This window comes from Paenibacillus sp. FSL R5-0517 (genome assembly GCF_037974355.1).
Taxonomy (GTDB): Bacteria; Bacillota; Bacilli; order Paenibacillales; family Paenibacillaceae; genus Paenibacillus.
This window is the reverse complement of record NZ_CP150235.1, coordinates 6,591,153-6,608,019: the sequence shown is the minus strand read 5'-3', so window position 1 is coordinate 6,608,019 and position 16,867 is coordinate 6,591,153. Positions and strand designations below refer to the sequence as shown.

General features: G+C 46.8%; 16 protein-coding genes. 8 read left to right on the top strand and 8 right to left on the bottom strand.

Annotated elements, in window-relative coordinates; all coding sequences use genetic code 11:
- Positions 1 to 3: 3 nt before the first annotated feature.
- Positions 4 to 321: a nitrite reductase small subunit NirD gene (gene nirD / locus MKX40_RS29490; RefSeq protein ID WP_074092734.1), complete on the bottom strand. Its 318-nt coding sequence runs from the start codon at positions 319 to 321 to the stop codon at positions 4 to 6.
- Positions 322 to 336: 15 nt separating this feature from the next.
- Entirely contained in the window at positions 337 to 2,778 is a 2,442-nt protein-coding gene (nirB, locus tag MKX40_RS29485) for a nitrite reductase large subunit NirB (RefSeq protein ID WP_339238666.1), read from the bottom strand.
- A gap of 591 nt (positions 2,779 to 3,369) precedes the next feature.
- Between nirB and MKX40_RS29480 the strand changes: the two genes are divergently transcribed.
- Together MKX40_RS29480 and MKX40_RS29475 are read left to right on the top strand one after the other, a co-directional pair.
- Complete coding sequence (locus MKX40_RS29480; protein ID WP_339238665.1) at positions 3,370 to 3,963, top strand: ANTAR domain-containing protein; 594 nt, start codon at positions 3,370 to 3,372, stop codon at positions 3,961 to 3,963.
- Positions 3,964 to 3,981: 18 nt separating this feature from the next.
- Positions 3,982 to 5,058: an anthranilate phosphoribosyltransferase gene (locus tag MKX40_RS29475; RefSeq protein WP_339238664.1), complete on the top strand. Its 1,077-nt coding sequence runs from the start codon at positions 3,982 to 3,984 to the stop codon at positions 5,056 to 5,058.
- Between the two features lie 35 nt (positions 5,059 to 5,093).
- On the opposite strand, the gene MKX40_RS29470 is transcribed toward MKX40_RS29475, so the two are convergent.
- Both MKX40_RS29470 and MKX40_RS29465 read right to left on the bottom strand, forming a co-directional pair.
- Positions 5,094 to 5,606 (bottom strand): acyl-CoA thioesterase, encoded by a 513-nt coding sequence (locus MKX40_RS29470; protein ID WP_124116913.1) that lies wholly within the window; start codon positions 5,604 to 5,606, stop codon positions 5,094 to 5,096.
- 210 nt (positions 5,607 to 5,816) lie between these two features.
- Positions 5,817 to 6,440, bottom strand: coding sequence for a GPR1/FUN34/YaaH family transporter (locus MKX40_RS29465; RefSeq protein WP_091012490.1), 624 nt, complete (start codon positions 6,438 to 6,440; stop codon positions 5,817 to 5,819).
- Between the two features lie 435 nt (positions 6,441 to 6,875).
- On the opposite strand from MKX40_RS29465, the gene MKX40_RS29460 reads away from it, so the two are divergent.
- On the top strand, positions 6,876 to 7,052 hold the full coding sequence (locus MKX40_RS29460; RefSeq protein ID WP_339238663.1) for an aspartyl-phosphate phosphatase Spo0E family protein: 177 nt from the start codon (positions 6,876 to 6,878) through the stop codon (positions 7,050 to 7,052).
- Between the two features lie 175 nt (positions 7,053 to 7,227).
- Here MKX40_RS29460 and MKX40_RS29455 read toward each other — a convergent pair whose 3' ends face one another.
- Positions 7,228 to 8,157 carry a response regulator gene (locus tag MKX40_RS29455; protein ID WP_339238662.1) on the bottom strand — a complete coding sequence of 310 codons (930 nt, stop codon included), beginning with the start codon at positions 8,155 to 8,157 and terminating at the stop codon, positions 7,228 to 7,230.
- A gap of 330 nt (positions 8,158 to 8,487) precedes the next feature.
- On the opposite strand from MKX40_RS29455, the gene MKX40_RS29450 reads away from it, so the two are divergent.
- Positions 8,488 to 9,924, top strand: coding sequence for an alanine/glycine:cation symporter family protein (locus MKX40_RS29450; protein WP_339238661.1), 1,437 nt, complete (start codon positions 8,488 to 8,490; stop codon positions 9,922 to 9,924).
- A 148-nt stretch (positions 9,925 to 10,072) separates the two neighbouring features.
- On the opposite strand, the gene MKX40_RS29445 is transcribed toward MKX40_RS29450, so the two are convergent.
- Positions 10,073 to 10,912, bottom strand: a complete 840-nt coding sequence (locus tag MKX40_RS29445; RefSeq protein ID WP_339238660.1) for a methyl-accepting chemotaxis protein — start codon at positions 10,910 to 10,912, stop codon at positions 10,073 to 10,075.
- A 283-nt stretch (positions 10,913 to 11,195) separates the two neighbouring features.
- Here MKX40_RS29445 and MKX40_RS29440 point away from each other — a divergent pair, with 283 nt between their 5' ends.
- Complete coding sequence (locus MKX40_RS29440; RefSeq protein WP_339238659.1) at positions 11,196 to 11,888, top strand: cyclic nucleotide-binding domain-containing protein; 693 nt, start codon at positions 11,196 to 11,198, stop codon at positions 11,886 to 11,888.
- 144 nt (positions 11,889 to 12,032) lie between these two features.
- Here the strand turns inward: MKX40_RS29440 and pepT are convergent, their stop codons facing one another.
- Positions 12,033 to 13,271, bottom strand: coding sequence for a peptidase T (gene pepT / locus MKX40_RS29435; protein ID WP_339238658.1), 1,239 nt, complete (start codon positions 13,269 to 13,271; stop codon positions 12,033 to 12,035).
- 405 nt (positions 13,272 to 13,676) lie between these two features.
- On the opposite strand from pepT, the gene MKX40_RS29430 reads away from it, so the two are divergent.
- Together MKX40_RS29430 and MKX40_RS29425 are read left to right on the top strand one after the other, a co-directional pair.
- Entirely contained in the window at positions 13,677 to 13,871 is a 195-nt protein-coding gene (locus MKX40_RS29430) for a 2-hydroxymuconate tautomerase family protein (protein WP_253441854.1), read from the top strand.
- 44 nt (positions 13,872 to 13,915) lie between these two features.
- A complete protein-coding gene (locus MKX40_RS29425; RefSeq protein ID WP_339238656.1) occupies positions 13,916 to 14,950 on the top strand; it encodes an NADH:flavin oxidoreductase/NADH oxidase in 1,035 nt (344 codons plus the stop codon).
- A gap of 279 nt (positions 14,951 to 15,229) precedes the next feature.
- Here MKX40_RS29425 and MKX40_RS29420 read toward each other — a convergent pair whose 3' ends face one another.
- Positions 15,230 to 15,997 carry a class I SAM-dependent methyltransferase gene (locus MKX40_RS29420; protein WP_339238655.1) on the bottom strand — a complete coding sequence of 256 codons (768 nt, stop codon included), beginning with the start codon at positions 15,995 to 15,997 and terminating at the stop codon, positions 15,230 to 15,232.
- 257 nt (positions 15,998 to 16,254) lie between these two features.
- Here MKX40_RS29420 and MKX40_RS29415 point away from each other — a divergent pair, with 257 nt between their 5' ends.
- The gene (locus tag MKX40_RS29415; RefSeq protein WP_339243240.1) at positions 16,255 to 16,680 is read left to right on the top strand and encodes an SRPBCC domain-containing protein; all 426 of its coding nucleotides are present in this window, start codon (positions 16,255 to 16,257) and stop codon (positions 16,678 to 16,680) included.
- Positions 16,681 to 16,867: the final 187 nt, after the last annotated feature.

Below are 16,867 nucleotides of genomic sequence, written 5' to 3'. Positions count from 1 at the left end.
CATTTAACCCGCAATTGTGATATAGATTTCTCCACTGTTGCCGTCTACTTCTGTTTTGTAGGTGTTCAGACAGCCCTCATCCGGCTCATGTACCTTACCGTTACGCAGATCAATCTTCCAATCATGCAAAGGACAATGAACCGCTGTCCCGCATACCATGCCTTCCGACAGCTTGCCGCCCTTGTGAGGGCAACGATTCTCGACGGCGTGCAGACTCCCGTCGCTCAGTTTGAAGACTGCAATTTCGGTATCCTGTATCAGGAAAGTCCGTGCTCCCTTTTCATCAATATCCGCCAAGTGTCCAATCCGGAATTTGTTCATCGCTGTTCCTCCTCTTTAGTGAGTTACCGGCTCGGCACCGGACAGTGGGGTGAAGTTTTTACGCAATTTCTCGTCTTCAATGATTTCTTTCCAAGGATCAACCGTGTGACCCAGCGTAACTTCCAGACGTTCGACCAGAGCGAGACGTACATCCCGATCCGCCAATGCTTCCTTCACATGTTCCAGACCTACCCGTTCAATCCAAGCCGCTGTTCTCTCATTCCATTTTGCGTTCTCTCTATAATATTGCAGGTAGGAGTAAGTCCACTCCTCCACTTCCGCATCGGTCTTCACTGTGCAGAGCAGCTCGGCTGTGCGAACTTTAACTCCGGCGTTACCACCAACATGAATCTCCCATGCACCATCGATGGCGACAACACCCAGATCCTTGATGGTCGCTTCCGCACAGTTCCGCGGACATCCAGATACAGCAAGTTTCACTTTTGCTGGAGCAACCATTTTATCGAGTTTTTTCTCCAGACGAATGCCCATTTCGATGGAGTCCTGTGTACCGAATCGACAGAATGTGTTGCCTACACACGTCTTCACCGTACGCAGTGCTTTACCATAACCGAAACCGGAAGGCATATCGAGCTCTTCCCAGATCTTCGGCAGGTTCTCTTTCTGTACTCCGAGCAGATCGAGCCGTTGTCCACCCGTGAACTTCACCATCGGAACATCGTATTTCTCTGCGACAGTTGCAATCTTGATCAATTCAGCCGGGGAAGTAACACCACCATAGATCCGTGGAATAACGGAATAGGTACCGTCCTTCTGAATGTTGGCGTGATAACGTTCATTGGTGAATTTGGATACACGCTCATCCCTGTATTCAGCCGGCCAGATCATACCGAGATAATAATTCAGGGACGGACGACACTTGGAGCAACCTTCCGGTTCATTCCAACCGAGAACGTTCATCACTTCCTTCACGCTTTTGAGTCCCATTTCCTTGATTTGTGCAACAATTTCATCCCGATCATAGGAGGTGCAGCCACAGATGCCTTCTTTGGTCTGTTCGCCTACATTATCACCGGCATAATACGTGAGCAGGTTTTCGATAATCGGTTTGCATCCACCACAAGAAGCGGAAGCTTTGGTGCAGGACTTGATGGCACCGAGCGTATTACAGCCTTTATTCAGAACGGCATCTCCGATGGAAGATTTGGTAACACCGTTACAACCACAGACGATCTCGTCATCTGGCATACTGGCCATACGTTCTGCGACAGATGGACCAGAGCCTGAAGCGCCGGAAGGCACGCCGAGCAAAATTTCTTTCTCACGGCCGCTAATGTTCTCGCCACTTTTAATGAGGGAAAACAGCGATGCGCCATCTGTGGTATCCCCGAACAGTACGGCCCCAATCAGCTGCCCATCCTTGATCACCATCTTTTTGTACACACCGTCGACATCATCCTGAATGCGAATGCTGCGCGTATCTGCAGCGTCTTTGAATTGTCCTGCAGAGAATACGTCGACTCCGGATACTTTCAGTTTGGTGGAAGTTACTGAGCCTGCATATCCTTCGGTGGCCGCTCCAGCCAAGCGTTTCGCGAGCACCATACCTTGTTCATATAATGGAGCAACCAGTCCGTAGGCAATACCGCGGTGTTCTGCACATTCGCCGACGGCAGAGATCCCAGGAATGCTGGTATGCATATAATCATCTACGATGACACCACGATTGACATCCAGGCCGGTATTTCGAGCCAGTTCGATCTGAGGACGAATCCCGACAGCCATGACAACCAGGTCAGCTTCAAGTACGGTCTGATCCGTGAAACGAATGGCTTTCACTCGATGCTTGCCAGTGATTTCTTCGGTATGTTTATTCAAAAGGAACTTCATGCCCTGCTCTTCAAGCTCCCGCTGGAGCATCAGCCCTGCTGGCAGATCCAGATTCCGGTCCATCAGATGACCGTTAATGTGGATGACCGTGACGTCCATGCCCAGATTGAGCAGCCCACGCGCTGCTTCAAGTCCTAGCAATCCGCCTCCAATGACGGCAGCTTTGCGATATTTTTGTGAGGCTGACATCATGGTCTCGCAATCTTTAATATCGCGGAAACCGATCACGCCTTCCTTGTTGGCACCGGGAAGTGGCAGGATGAACGCTTGTGATCCGGTTGCCATAATCAGCTCATCATAGGCTGCGCGTACACCGTTCTGAGATACAACTTCCTTGCGCTCGGTATCGATCTGAACAACCGGGTCTCCCGGGTATACCTGAATGCCGTTATCTTCGTACCAACTCCACTCGTTGATGACGATATCTTCGATGGATGTTCCGCCAGCCAATACAGAGGAGAGCATGATGCGGTTGTAGTTGGGATGCGGCTCTGCGCCGAAGACTGTAATTTCATAAGCGTGCGGAGCGAGCTTAAGGATATGTTCGATTGTACGAATTCCCGCCATGCCATTACCGACCAATACCAACTTTTTCGTTGTACTCATTATGATTAGCCCCCTTAGGTCCATTGTGCAAATTGCCTCAAAATCTTGTCTCTAAAATCGAAAAAGCCTGTTATGCCTCGGAGGACTGCGCATATACATACGCATCCCTTGCTCCGAGATTGCAAAACAGGCTTCATTGCCGTTTCAACCAGCTACGCCGTTGTAACTGTGATTGATTCAAATATGGAGTTGTTATGGCTTAACTATAAAAGATCGATCTAACCATGTCAATATAGTTGACACAAAAAAGTATTTGAAATTTAAAGTTAATTATGTTTACATGAGTTTATTGGAACACGAATGATCGAAGAGGTTTTAAGGGTATATATTCATGAAAATGAATGTTTTAGTGGCAAATAGTGTGGCAGTAACTACAAAAAGCATAGAAAACGTGTCATGATTAGTGTTTTATTCTTTTGGGTCACTAGGACGATCCGTCATGATTGTTGTATTTATTACTTCGGAATCATTTATAAAATCAGATTGATTTGCGCTTTTGTCAGGTAATATAACATATATAGCACTTTCATGTGTTAATGTCTTAAATAATACGATTCTAATTATACGTAATCAGGGAGGGATTGCTCCATCATGCGATCTTTATTGGTCATCCGTATACAATCAACGATAGCTGATTCGTCCGATGCAATCCCTCTGACACCGGAGAGGCTGCTGGGAGCGAACGGGTACCATGTACAGGTGGCAGGCAGTGAGGCGGAAGCGGTGAAGCTGGCTCGTGCGGCGGAAGCATCCATCTTGCATCTGTCGCTGGCTGACGTGGAGTACTGGGTGAACTGCCTGGGAAAGGGAAAGTCGGATTCCCCGCTGCTCTGGTGGTGCGCGCCAGACACAGCCTCTTCCTCCGCAGACTCCTGCGAGATCGAAACTTCATTTGATGGAATACTTACCCCTTCCATGACCGGGTCGGAGATACATTGGACGCTTCACTTTGCAGCCCGGCGCTACATGGAACGCAAGCAGTGGGAACAGGAACGGAAGCAGTTGCAATCCAGGCTGGAAGATCGGAAGTGGATTGATATGGCGAAGGCCATCCTTAGTGATCTGAAGCAGATTTCCGAGGCTGAAGCCTATGACCTGTTACGCAAGAAAGCGATGGATGAACGCAAACGGATGGTCGATGTAGCCACAGCCATTGTGAAGGCGCATCAACTGCTCCAGTCTTAATTGGAAGGAGGATTCTCCATGGATATGTCTCAGATACTCCGAGAGGTCGGACGTGGGAAACGAGGCTCGCGTGATCTGAATTATACAGAGGCACTGACCGTTGCAGAGAAAATCCTGAAACAGGAGGTTTCCCCTGCCCAGACGGCTGCCTTTCTCATGGCTGAACGAATGAAAATGGAAAACGTCGAGGAACTGGAAGCCTTTGTTCATGCATGTCGTAACAGTGCGGAACGTTTCTCCGTTTTTCAGGACGGATTGGACTGTGCTGGTCCCTATGACGGGCGGACGAAGTCGTTCATGGCCACGTTTCCGGTTGCATTTGTACTCGCGGCAGCCGGGTTGCCTGTGACTTTGCACGGGAGTGATCCTTTACCGCCCAAGTGGGGCGTTACGCTGTCGGTACTGTTGAAGGAAGCAGGAATAGATACGGGTAAGATGGATCGGGCAGATGCCCAAGGCGCTGCGCTCCATTCAGGTGTCATGTATGTATCCTCCGAGGAGTGGTGTGAGCCTCTTCGCAAGCTTCGTCCGTTACGGGAAGAGCTGGGATTCCGCACGGTGTTTAACACAGCAGAGAAACTCATTGATTATAACCATTCACCGTATCTGGTGTTTGGTGTGTTTCATAATACCTTTCTGGATCGGATTGCGAAGCTGCTTACCCGGTTTAATTATCGTCGTGCTTATGTGGTGCAGGGAATGGAAGGTTCTGAGGATCTGTATATTGATCGGCCAACCCGCGTATACGCCGTGGAAGATGGTGATATGAAGCTGGAATTGGTTGATCCTGCAGCCTATGAATTGGATATGCCCGTACCGGAACTGGTCTGGACGGCTGCGAAGCAGCTGGAAGTGGCGGAAAGTGTATTAAGCGGTGACGGTCATATTGCTTTTGTGAATCAGGTTCTGTTAAATGGAGGATTCCGCTTGTACGCAGCGGGGCGTGTCAATTCCATCGAAGAGGGCATATACACTTGTCAGGGATTGCTGGAGAGTGGTGCGGCATATCGTATTTATCAACAGTGGTGTGTCTCCATGGGTGGCGAACTGCCGGATAACAGGGCGGTATCCATTTATCCGGCATCGTCCAGGTAACCCTTGGTTCAAGCTTGTGCTTGTTTAGCGTATTCTTATTCCCAAGGATAAGTAACGGTCAGGAAGTCAGCGAATTTCTTGCTCTCTTCCCGCCGCCTTTTCCGCATGGCCGCCCGATCCGGAGCGGTCTCGTATAGTTTCTTCTCTTCTTCCGTCTCTGGGATAATGCGGGGTACGATCAGTTTGCGATTATTTTCGTCCAGGGCCACAAAGGTCAGAAAGGCAGTCGCCGCGATTTTTTTCTCTCCGGTCTTCAGATCCTCACGAATCACTTTCACAAAAATCTCCATGGAACTGCGCCCGGTCCACGACGCGAACGATTCCAGCGTAACGGAATCTGTTGGGTTAATCGGGTACAGGAAGTCTACCGAGTCGGTTGATGCGGTAACGGTATTGACCCGGCATAGCTTGGAAGCGGCAATGGATGCGATATCATCGATGTAGGACATCAGCTTCCCGCCGAACAGGGTGTTGTGATTGTTGACATCGGTTGGGAACACCCGTGCCGTCTTAAAACAACGCGTTTCGCGTACATACTTTTTCTCCACCTGATCCATCTCCGTAGGTTTCGGTATTTCTCTCATGCTTGTTCCTCCTTACCGTATGGCTGCTGTGACATTTCATTTGAGGTGTTGCAGGGTCTTTTTTGATCTGTTATCCCTAGTATAGGTGTCGGTCAGAACCATATTCAAATGAAGTTGGACTGCAAAAAAAACCGCCAGGCGCGGACCGGCGCGCTGGCGGTTTACTGCTGTATATTAAGCCTTGGGCTTGAAAATGCCGGACGGTTTGCCGATTGGCAAGAACGCATAGCCGAAGTGAGCGTTCAGTACCGAAGCACCTGTACCATACAGGGACACAATTCCGATCGCCATTTCAGCGTATGCTGCAATGGTGTGGAAAATGTGAGGAGCTACGCCGAAAGCGTCAAAGGTCAAGCCAAGGAACAGGAAGTCAATCAGAATGAAGATGATCAGCAATACTTTATTCGCTTCAATCGCACCGATGGTCATGAACAGGGTGAATACAAGGTATCCGGCAAAAGCAAATCCGAGCTGCTTGCCATCAGCCTGTTCCGCAAGCGTGGAGCCAAATACGCCCATTTTGATCATCCAATTGGCCGCCATGGCGAACCAGAAGAATGCGTACGCACCAAAAGCGGTTGTGCCAAAGGTATTGTTGCGTTTGGAATCTTGAATGCATGCAAATAACTGGGCAAAGGCGCCCAGGAAGATTGCCCAAGGAATAGCGTAGCTAAGTCCATCTGTGATGCCAAGCTTTTGGGAAGAAGCGACCAGGGTTACGATAGCCAACCCAAATAATCCCATTGCGCTGGGATCGGCGTTAACAATTTTGACTTTAGTCTGTGAATCGGTCTGCATGTTGATGATAAGCCTCCAATAATATCAAATCAGGATCAATGGCCGTCGTTGGCCGTCCTCTAAATTACATCATTTGTATCCGCCGGGTCCGGACACACACATCGCCCTATTGTACCTGAATGACCCCATTATGGAAAGGGATTTTATTACCTTTTGAACCAATAGACTTTTTGTTTTTCTAATATACACATTTACGACACAATCCATTCTGGCCGTGAATGATGAGGTTGGATATAAGAATAAAGCCCCCGTGATTACCGCTAAAATTGCGTCATATCAGCCATTTTCGGATAAGCACTTGTATGATAAAATATTCTTTATCAAAAAATGGAGAAGAATACAAAACATCCTTGTCTCCTATGCCATATGTTAATCCCACTATAGATTGACAGGAAAAACTAAAATGGTTCACAGAATAAGGAGGTATCAGGGGTTATGGTTATGAGTTTGGATTTGAAAAATAAAATAGAAAAGGCCAGACATAACCTTTATATGCTGGTAGAGCATAACAAGGGTGGTCTTGGACATCCCGATGTGATTCGGCAGTCTATGGCATTGGACGAATTGATTAATGAGTATAACCGAATTAGCCGAAACCATTCACGGGCCTGAACCCGAAGGGATTTTAATTTTATATACAGAACGAATCACATAGATAAGTAACACTTGATCGTACAGACGGGCATGAATATAGCCGGTATAAACAGCCTCAGTTGAAGAGGCGGTATCCTACCGGCGTCATATTCATGTCCGTTTGTTTTTGTTGCCACAGTCAATATCTATCTGTCTAATGCAGCATTCGTTTGGCTTCCAAATATAGAACCTGTACGAATTTTTTCGTATTGATGCGTGTCTGGGACAGGGAAGGTTCCACGTTGTTTTGCAGCTCCAGCATTTTCTTGCGAATTTCGGTGAAATCAAAAAATTTGGATGCATAGTTCTCAAACTTGGGATGTGTATAATCGGTTAATCCAAGAGACACCACATGGCTCAGTGTCTGGAAGATGGCTCTGCGAACCCGTTGTTCCGATGCCTTAATCTCCTTGTTAATCTCTGCGAGTGAGGCGTTCTCACCCAACTTGCGAATCGCTACGTTATGAAAGATGTCTTTGAGAGACGGGAACATATAGGGGGACAGTTTATGCTCATCGGTCTCTACCTGCTCCAGATATTCCAGCATGTCCAGCAGATCCCTGCTGCCCGCTTCGCCGATCATGCCCATCTCGGACAGCAGGAAGTGTCCTGCTGTTGTAATGGTTTTGTCCGGAACCGGAGCCGCAGTACGCTCATTCAGATGCAAACCGGACAATCCCTGCAACGTCCGTTGAATATCTGCGATGGATTGCTGCATCCGAACCCTTTCGCTGACCAACCGCAGAACAGATAGGATCTCCAATCGGTTAATGGGCTTTGTAATATAATATTCAATGCCTAGCGAATAGGCTTCGCCAATCATATTTTTCGACTCGATCTGGGAGATCATGACGATCTTGCCCTCGAACCTTCCTTCAAGCGCCCGCACGGTCTGAATCCCGTCTCGTTGTGGCATCAGCAGATCAATCAGCAGGACATCCACCTTATGCAGTTCCATCAGTTCCGCGTGAATATGTGCTCCGTCCTCAGCTTCCCCGGCAATATCGCCAAGGCCTTCATCCTCAATAATATCCATCAGCATGGAACGAACGCCAGGATCATCATCCACGATAAAATAACGCATGTCAGTCATTCCCTTTCTCTGCGAATGGTGTGATTGAAAAATCTATGGTAAAGGCGGTTAACTCCGCCATGAACTCTCGTTCCAGTGTAATCGTTCCGTTCCCTCTTGTATAGAACCTGACATGTTAGGTTAAATGACAATGATTGGGCGATCAAAGAACATTTTTAAATTTAAATATTGAAATTGCATGTAGGTATTTGTCGATTTTCGTAGATGCCCTTGTAGTATAAGTAACATCCCCAAGTCCGGGGCAAGTATTGTGCAGAATGGTACAAACTTTTCACGTGAACCATCTCTGTAATTGAAATACACCATAAAAGGGGCATACCGATGGAGCAAACAATACAAGATATTGTCGGCATTTTCAATGATTTTCTATGGTCCAAAGTGTTAATTATATTATTGGTAGTATGTGGTATATACTTCACCACCAAGACCCGATTCATGCAATTCCGCATGCTTGGAGATATGGTGAAGGTGCTTCTAGAGCGGAAAAGCAAGGAGCCAGGCAAAATTTCCCCTTTTCAGGCGTTCTGTATCAGTATGGCGGCCCGTGTAGGTACAGGGAATATTACCGGTATAGCATTGGCTATCGCATTGGGGGGTCCTGGTGCTATATTCTGGATGTGGATCATTGCAATTATCGGATCAGCCTCCAGTTTTGTGGAGAGTACGCTCGCTCAGATCTATAAAGTGAAGGATAAGGGTGGATTCCGTGGGGGTCCGGCGTATTATATGGAGCGTGGGCTGGGCAAACGCTGGATGGGGATTTTATTCGCCATTCTCATTACGCTCTCATTCGGTTTGGTCTTTAATGCGGTGCAGTCCAACACCATTACCGTAGCATTCCAAAACTCATTTGGTACGGATCGGTTAACGGTAGGGATCATTATGGCTGTGATATTTGCTGGGATTATTATGGGCGGTGTCAAACGAATTGCAAAGGCCTCGGAATACATCGTCGTTGTGCTTGCTGTTTTGTACATTGGGGTGGCGGCTTTTGTGGTGCTGGCGAACATTACCCAGCTTCCGGCCATGATTGCATTAATTGTGAAAAGTGCCTTCGGCATCGAACAGGTGGCTGGCGGAACGTTGGGCGCTGCACTGATGAACGGTGTGAAACGCGGATTGTTCTCCAATGAGGCGGGCATGGGTAGTGCCCCGAATGCGGCTGCAACAGCGGATACAACACATCCGGTGAAACAGGGACTCATTCAGGCGTTTGGCGTACTGACAGATACGTTGGTAATATGTACAAGTACCGCCATGATTATTTTGCTATCAGGAGTGTACAAGGGCTCCAGTCTGGGTGGCATTGAGTTAACTCAGGCTGCATTAAGTGTTCATATTGGTTCATGGGCATCGGGATTCCTGGCGGTTATGGTGTTCCTGTTTGCCTTCAGTACACTCATCGGAAATTATTACTACGGGGAAACCAACATTGAGTTTATCAAATCCAACAAAGTTTGGCTGTGGGTATACCGCATTTGCGTCATCGCGATGGTGGTGTTTGGCGCAGTTGCCAAAGTTCAGCTCGTGTGGGATTTGGCTGACCTGTTCATGGGGCTGATGGTGGTGGTGAACCTGATTGCCATCCTGATGCTGTCCAAGGTCACCTTTGAAGCATTGAAGGACTACAAGAAACAGAAGGCTGAAGGACGTGATCCTGTCTTTACGCGTGACCGGATTCATATTCCGGGTGAAGTGGAGTGCTGGCAGTCGGAAGAAGAAGTTATTGGAGATAAATCAATACATGTAGCCAATTAAGATTTCATCTGAATATCGTTGGTCATATACAAATGGACATAACAAAAAACAGGACTTGGATTATCCATCATGGGCAACCCGAGTCCTGTTTGTTGCATATAAGATGTATCTTCACACGAGTTGAAGTTCATCTGGATATACATATAATTTATTTATTAACCGAATAGCTGATCAGTTGCTCGGACAGAGCTTTCATTCGTGCACCTGTTTCATTAAGCTGCTCAATCACATCCGTGAAGGATGATACAAGCGTTGCTTGTTCCTGTGAAGAGGCAGCAATCTGGGAGACTTCAACTTCCATCTGTTTGATAACCTGTTGTACATCTCTCAGGCTGGTATCGATATCACTTGTAGCCTGTTTGGCATCCACAGAGAGTTTGCGTACTTCCGAAGCCACCACGCCGAAGCCGGCACCAGCTTCACCAACACGAGCAGCTTCAATAGCGGCATTCAGACCAAGCAAATTGGTCTGTTCAGAGATTTCACGAATGAATCCGGCTACCTTGTTGATTTGGGAAGAGTTCTGAACAGCAAGTCTTGTGTTCTGCAAGATCTGTTCACTGGTTGCTTGCAATTCTTCGGCATGGGCGGCGACATGCTGCACCATATCAACGAGGTTTCCATTGATGGTTTGATTTTCTTGTATAATGTCTTCAAGCTGGTTCTGATTGGATTGGTCGTAAGATACACAGAAAACAGCAACAACATTTTGGTTATCATCAAAGATCGGAATATTCAGGGTATCAAGTTCAATACCAAAAACCTCCTTGGGAATCGTGGAAAGACTGGCTTCTCTTCCGTTTTTCAAGACGGCGAAGTTCTGGAATGAGTCCAAGAGCGCCATTCCTTTTTCAAAACCAAGGTCAAACTTGTCGGTGGTTATAACCTCCAATACCTTTTCGTGATCATATACAGTTAAACTGGCTGGTTCTCTAAGGATCTTGCTGATATAAGGCATTACTTTAAGCAGGGCATCTACAACGTTCATGGAAGAGGACCATCCTTTCAATATTTGAATGTAATATATTTAACGATCTATGGAATGCTCTATCTTTCATCGGACAGAAAGTGCGTTTCGTGAACGGCATTTTGCACGAATGAATGAACATTTTATGATTAAATTTTTAAATATTTACCATTTGAAATGATTTACTGGATATAAGTGTTAGTTGTAACTATTTTTATATCAAGATATTTGTACGAGTGTATATCAATTATGGGACATATGTCCCTTTGTGTACGTTATATACGACAACGGAGGGGACGTCGGAATGAAAGAAATCATGGACTTTGGACTTGTGCGACAACTCGCCCGTGAGAATGGGTTGGATCAGGTGCTGGAAGAGTCTGCACTCGCTGAGTTGCGACTACTTGAGGCTGCAAAGGGCGAGATGATCTGTTCCAAAGGTGAGCGACCCGAGCGATTGTATTTTCTCGTGCAGGGCAAGCTCAAGATCTATACTACCCTGCCTAACGGAAAGTCTCTGTTGCTTCGTTTCAGTACATCACTTTCGCTCGTGGGAGATTTGGAACTGGTGAATGGCAAGGAGGCTATGAATACGGTAGAGTCTGTGAGCAAAAGCCTGTTGCTGGGTATCAGCTATCGTTCTCTCCAGAATACGTATGCAGAGAACCCTAAATTTCTCCACTTCATGCTGAGTCAAGTTACACACAAATTGTATACCTTTTCCAACCTGTCGAGTCTGAATATGTTATACCCGGTCGAGAGTCGCTTTGCCAGTTATCTGTTGTCCACAATGGGCCAGGACGATTCCTCTTCGGAAGAAATCCAGACCTCCAAGCTCACCGAACTCGCCGATATGCTGGGTACCAGCTATAGACATCTTAATAGAGTCGTTCAAGATCTGTGTAATCGAAATATAATTCGCAAGGTGCAGCGTAAGCTTCTGATCTGTGATCTGGAACAGTTGCGTGCCATCGCGGGGGGCAATATATATGAGTGATGGCATCTAAAATAAAGATCAAGCCAGCATATATGTACGACATGACGCGGTACAACAAAATACAATATGGCATAACAAAGAGCACCCTCCCGAATATACGAAGGGGTACTCTTTGTGCTCTTTGTGCACTGCACGTCAAGTGGATTAGATATCTCCGCGCTGCTCGAACAATTGAGCGATCTCTACAATAACATGGGTTGCCTTCACCATATTGTCTACCGATACATATTCGAATTTGCCATGGTAGTTCTCGCCGCCAGTGAAGATATTTGGTGTTGGCATGCCCATATAGGATAGCTGGGAACCATCTGTCCCTCCCCGGATGGGACGAATAACAGGTTCGATATCCAGTCGGGTCATGGCTTCATGAGCAATGTCGACGATCTGGCGTACGGGTTCAATTTTCTCGCGCATGTTATAGTACTGGTCACTCAACTCAACCGTAATGCTTTTCTCTCCATACTTGGTCTTCAGTTCGTTCGCGATCTGGAGCAGATTTGTTTTGCGCTCTTCAAACTTCTCCCGGTTGAAATCACGGATGATGTAACTCATCTTAGTCAGTTCAACGTCACCCTCCAGAGACAACAGATGGTAGAAACCATCATAACCGTCCGTGAATTCAGGAGCTTCCTCCACAGGCAGTCGTCGATTCAATTCCATCGCAATTTTCAAAGAATTCACCATCTTATCCTTCGCTGTTCCGGGATGTACATTGGTGCCTCGTACGGTAATTTTGGCGGCTGCTGCATTAAAGCTCTCGTATTCGAGCTCGCCAAGTGGTCCGCCATCAACCGTGTACGCATATTTGGCTCCAAAAGCAGCTACATCGAATTTGTGCGGTCCACGGCCAATCTCTTCATCCGGGGTAAAAGCAACCCGAATCTTACCGTGTTTCACTTCCGGGTGCTCAATCAGATAGGCCATTGCGGTCATAATCTCGGCAATGCCTGCCTTATTGTCTGCACCAAGTAACGTTGTACCGTCGGTTGTGATCAGGGTGTGGCCTTTATATTCGTGCAGTTCCGGGAAATCCTTGTTGGACAGCACGACATCCAGTTCCGAGTTCAGCACAATATCAGCACCGTCATAGTTATCGATAACCTGTGGTTTGACATTTTTGCCAGTAAAGTCGGTCGCTGTGTCGAGGTGAGCCAGGAAACCAATGACGGGAACATCCTTGTCGGTATTGGATGGCAGGGTAGCCATGACATAACCGTTCTCATCCATCGTTACATCTTGCAGACCAATGGAGGTGCACTCTTCAACGAGCAGTTTGCCCAAGGCCAGTTGGCCGGGTGTGGAAGGGCATGTCTCACTATTTTCATCGGATTGGGTATCCATCTGAACATAAGTACTCAGTCTTTGAATTAATATATCTTTCATCTATTTTCTCTCCCTAGCTTGAGTAGTATATAAGTTGAGCTACTTTGTTTTACACTGATCCACTACGAGTCCAGAATAACCTTGTGATCGCTGTTATCTCCAGATGCTATAAATCCATTATCACGAAGCAGCTTTCTTGCAGAAAGCTTGTAGCTTCTACGGGTTATTTACGTCCTCTCTGTTATCGTGTATCCGTTCGTCGCAACTTATGTAAATTGGGTATATTAATTATTGTGGCTCTCTAAGGTTATCATATCATGTTTTGCAGGCATTTCCAGAATGGGACAGAGCGATATATGAGGATAACTAGGTATCAAAAAGGGTACTAGGTCACAAAAATGTACGTACTTGTATTTCTATAACTGAGGTTCATAATGAATGATGAAGAAAGGATGGGTTCTAGACATGCCATTTATCACGGTTAAGGTACTGGAAGGCAAGTCGGTTGAGCAAAAACGTCAGTTGATTGAACGTATGACTCAGGTGGCTTGTGAGACACTGGATGTTGATCCGAGCAAAGTCTTTATCTTCATTGAGGATTTGGAGAAGGACAATTACGGCAAGAATGGTAAACTGTTTTCGGATTTGGACAATAAGTAAGGCTTCATATATATCTTGAAAAAGGAACAGGAGATGCAGCAACAATGACTGAGCAATTATTTTCGCCTTATCAATTCAAAAGCTTGCAATTGAATAACCGTGTCGTTATGGCACCGATGTGCCAATATTCTGTCACTGCGAAGGATGGCATTCCAAACGATTGGCACCAGGTCCACTATGTAAGCCGTGCGGTTGGTGGTACTGGACTCATCGTGATTGAGATGACCGATGTCGATCCGGATGGACGTATTACCGATAATGACTTGGGTATATGGTCAGATGAGCATGTACCTGCCTTCACCAAACTGGTAGAGGGAATCCATGCCTACGGCTCCAAAGTCGCCATTCAGATCGCACATGCGGGACGAAAAGCAGAGGATGCACCGCAGCCGGTTGCCCCATCGGTAGTTACATTCCCGGGAGAAAACTACAAGGAGCCACGTGCGTTAAGTACGGAAGAGGTAGAAGCCATGGTGCAGAAGTTCGCAGATGGTGTTCGCCGCGCAGTACAGGCTGGAGTGGATACCATAGAGCTTCACGGTGCACACGGATACCTGATCCACCAATTCCATTCCCCGCTGATGAATCATCGTGAGGATGTATATGGGCAGGATCTCTCCCGTTTCGGCGTTGAGGTCATTCGGGCAGTGAAAAAAGAAATGCCCGCAGATATGCCGCTGATTATGCGGATTTCGGCTGTAGAATACGCGGATGGTGGATACGACATCGACCATACGATCAACATCGCCCGTGCCTACCAGGATGCAGGCGTGGACATGTTCCATATCAGTTCAGGTGGCGAAGGACCTTCGGGACAGCGAAAACCGGGGAACTATCCGGGGTATCAGGTACCCTTTGCCCGTCGCTTCCGTGAAGAATTGAACGTTCCTGTCATCGCAGTGGGTATGCTGGAGGATGCAGCATTGGCTCAGGCAGTGATTGGAAACGGCGATGCGGACCTGGTTGCCGTAGGAAGAGGCATGTTGCGTGATCCGTATTGGGCAAACCATGCCGCTCTGGAACTGGGTGTCAGCAAGGATCAAGCTGCCATTGCAGAGCAATATTCTCGTGGATACTAATTTGCACTAAATTTATATTTACACTTGCCACTCCCATGACAGAATAACTTTCCGAGCGCTGTTATCCTCAGATTTTTTGATTTGCTTTTACAAAGGTGAAAAACTGAGGATAAAGGCGAACGCTCCGCTTCTTCAAGTTATTTCTGTCCTCTGCGTTCTCGTGTAAATGTTCATTGCAAATCCTATATAGTAAAAAAAGAAGGCCACAGCAGGGGCTAAACCTTATGCTGTGGCCTAATTTTCTATTAGTGAGATTCATGTAGACTAATTTACTGATTACTACGCTCTTCGAGTTGCTTCATAGACGAATTTTTGATTCGACTGTGTAGGTGGCTGATCCGGGTTAAAGTCAGCGTATACTTTAATATCAGAGAAACCAATAAGTTCAAGAATCAGGCGTAACTCTTCTACGCCGTACCAACGCAGAGTGAGTTGTTGCATCTCTGTAGCGACAAGTTGACCCTGATGCCATTGTTCGTAGCGAATCAGACTTCGTTTATATTGGTGTAGAAGGTTCACTTCAATGGTTGTGACTTCTACTGTAATCGTATCACCATCAGGTAATGGAACGGTTGATGTTTCTATCGAAGAGGGCTGTGTTACATCGGGTAGAAACAGATCAAACACAAGTCTGCCGCCAGGTTCCAAATGTTGAAATAGACTACGCAATGCGTTAATGGATGCCTCTCTGTCTTGAATGAGGAGCAGGGAACCTCCAGGGATGATAATGGTTTCGTATCGATAGGGAAGGTCTAGCTTCTCCAGATCGGCAACAAACAGCTCGGGCATAGGTAGTGCACGCTCGGTGCAACGAGAACGACAAGAGTCAATCATATCGGTTGAATAATCAAGTCCATCCACCTTCAAGCCTGCTTCAAGCAAAGGAATGAGCATCCGGCCTGAACCAGACATGGCTTCAAGAATTCGTCCTTTGCAGCCTTGAAGATAGTGGCGATAAAATTCAATATCTCCTCCCAAGGAGTGTCCCACTGGCTTGGTTAGATCATAAACGGTGGTACATAATGGACCGTAATAACTGAATGACATGGTATAGGTATCCCTCACATTTCAATATATAATATCGAGACTGTAGAAGGGATGGAATGGAATTATCCCTTCCGGCAACGGTTGGAATTGGATCTTTCAGAGCAGACTATCATAGGAATCACGCACCTTATATGTAGTATATTCCAATTATGGGGTGAGAGCAGAATAGAGGTCAATACTTTTCTTGGCCGTTATATGAATCCATTTGACATGAATCTTAAAATCTCAAACAATGAATTAATATATCCAAGGAGGCGATACGAGTGGAATCATCATCAAGTGCATTACCGGATATCCGGCAGGAGCTTGTGCTCCAAGCACCTGTAAAGAAGGTATGGGAGATGGTCTCAACCGCGCAAGGATTGGAGGCCTGGTTCATGCCAGGCAATCTGGAACCTGTGGAAGGGCATGAATTTATATTGGAAGCAGGCCCTTTCGGTCAGTCACCATGTCAGGTAACGGAGGTTCTGCCGCTGCACAAGCTGTCTTTTCGCTGGGGTAAGGACTGGACGTTGACGTTTCAACTGAATGAACAACCGGAAGGTACGGATTTCACACTGATTCACAGCGGTTGGGATGCGGATAAACTAACTGAGTTTGGACAGGCACATGCAATGGTGCGGGAACGTATGGAACAGGGATGGGCCGGAATCGTTCAGAAGCTTGCCCAAGTGGTTAAATAATCAGTGAGATTCGATTCAGATTCATAAAAGATCATCATCTAAGTTTATTCATTCCATCAACCCCAGGACCTCTAGCCCGTTCATTCGGGTGAACAGCGGCCTGGGGTTCGTTGCTGTACCAAACCAAGATTCGGCGGAAAGAGACAGGAAACCTTCAAATTATAAGGAAGTTACCGATTATGATACG

Excerpts from the sequence above, each read along its gene's own strand:
- MKX40_RS29430 (WP_253441854.1), top strand. The coding sequence starts at position 13,677 with ATGCCATTTATCACGGTTAAGGTACTGGAAGGCAAGTCGGTTGAGCAA.
- MKX40_RS29425 (WP_339238656.1), top strand. The coding sequence starts at position 13,916 with ATGACTGAGCAATTATTTTCGCCTTATCAATTCAAAAGCTTGCAATTG.
- pepT (WP_339238658.1), bottom strand. The coding sequence starts at position 13,271 with ATGAAAGATATATTAATTCAAAGACTGAGTACTTATGTTCAGATGGAT.
- MKX40_RS29450 (WP_339238661.1), top strand. The coding sequence starts at position 8,488 with ATGGAGCAAACAATACAAGATATTGTCGGCATTTTCAATGATTTTCTA.
- nirD (WP_074092734.1), bottom strand. The coding sequence starts at position 321 with ATGAACAAATTCCGGATTGGACACTTGGCGGATATTGATGAAAAGGGA.
- MKX40_RS29465 (WP_091012490.1), bottom strand. The coding sequence starts at position 6,440 with ATGCAGACCGATTCACAGACTAAAGTCAAAATTGTTAACGCCGATCCC.
- MKX40_RS29460 (WP_339238663.1), top strand. The coding sequence starts at position 6,876 with ATGGTTATGAGTTTGGATTTGAAAAATAAAATAGAAAAGGCCAGACAT.
- MKX40_RS29420 (WP_339238655.1), bottom strand. The coding sequence starts at position 15,997 with ATGTCATTCAGTTATTACGGTCCATTATGTACCACCGTTTATGATCTA.
- nirB (WP_339238666.1), bottom strand. The coding sequence starts at position 2,778 with ATGAGTACAACGAAAAAGTTGGTATTGGTCGGTAATGGCATGGCGGGA.
- MKX40_RS29455 (WP_339238662.1), bottom strand. The coding sequence starts at position 8,157 with ATGCGTTATTTTATCGTGGATGATGATCCTGGCGTTCGTTCCATGCTG.
- MKX40_RS29445 (WP_339238660.1), bottom strand. The coding sequence starts at position 10,912 with ATGAACGTTGTAGATGCCCTGCTTAAAGTAATGCCTTATATCAGCAAG.
- MKX40_RS29480 (WP_339238665.1), top strand. The coding sequence starts at position 3,370 with ATGCGATCTTTATTGGTCATCCGTATACAATCAACGATAGCTGATTCG.
- MKX40_RS29475 (WP_339238664.1), top strand. The coding sequence starts at position 3,982 with ATGGATATGTCTCAGATACTCCGAGAGGTCGGACGTGGGAAACGAGGC.
- MKX40_RS29440 (WP_339238659.1), top strand. The coding sequence starts at position 11,196 with ATGAAAGAAATCATGGACTTTGGACTTGTGCGACAACTCGCCCGTGAG.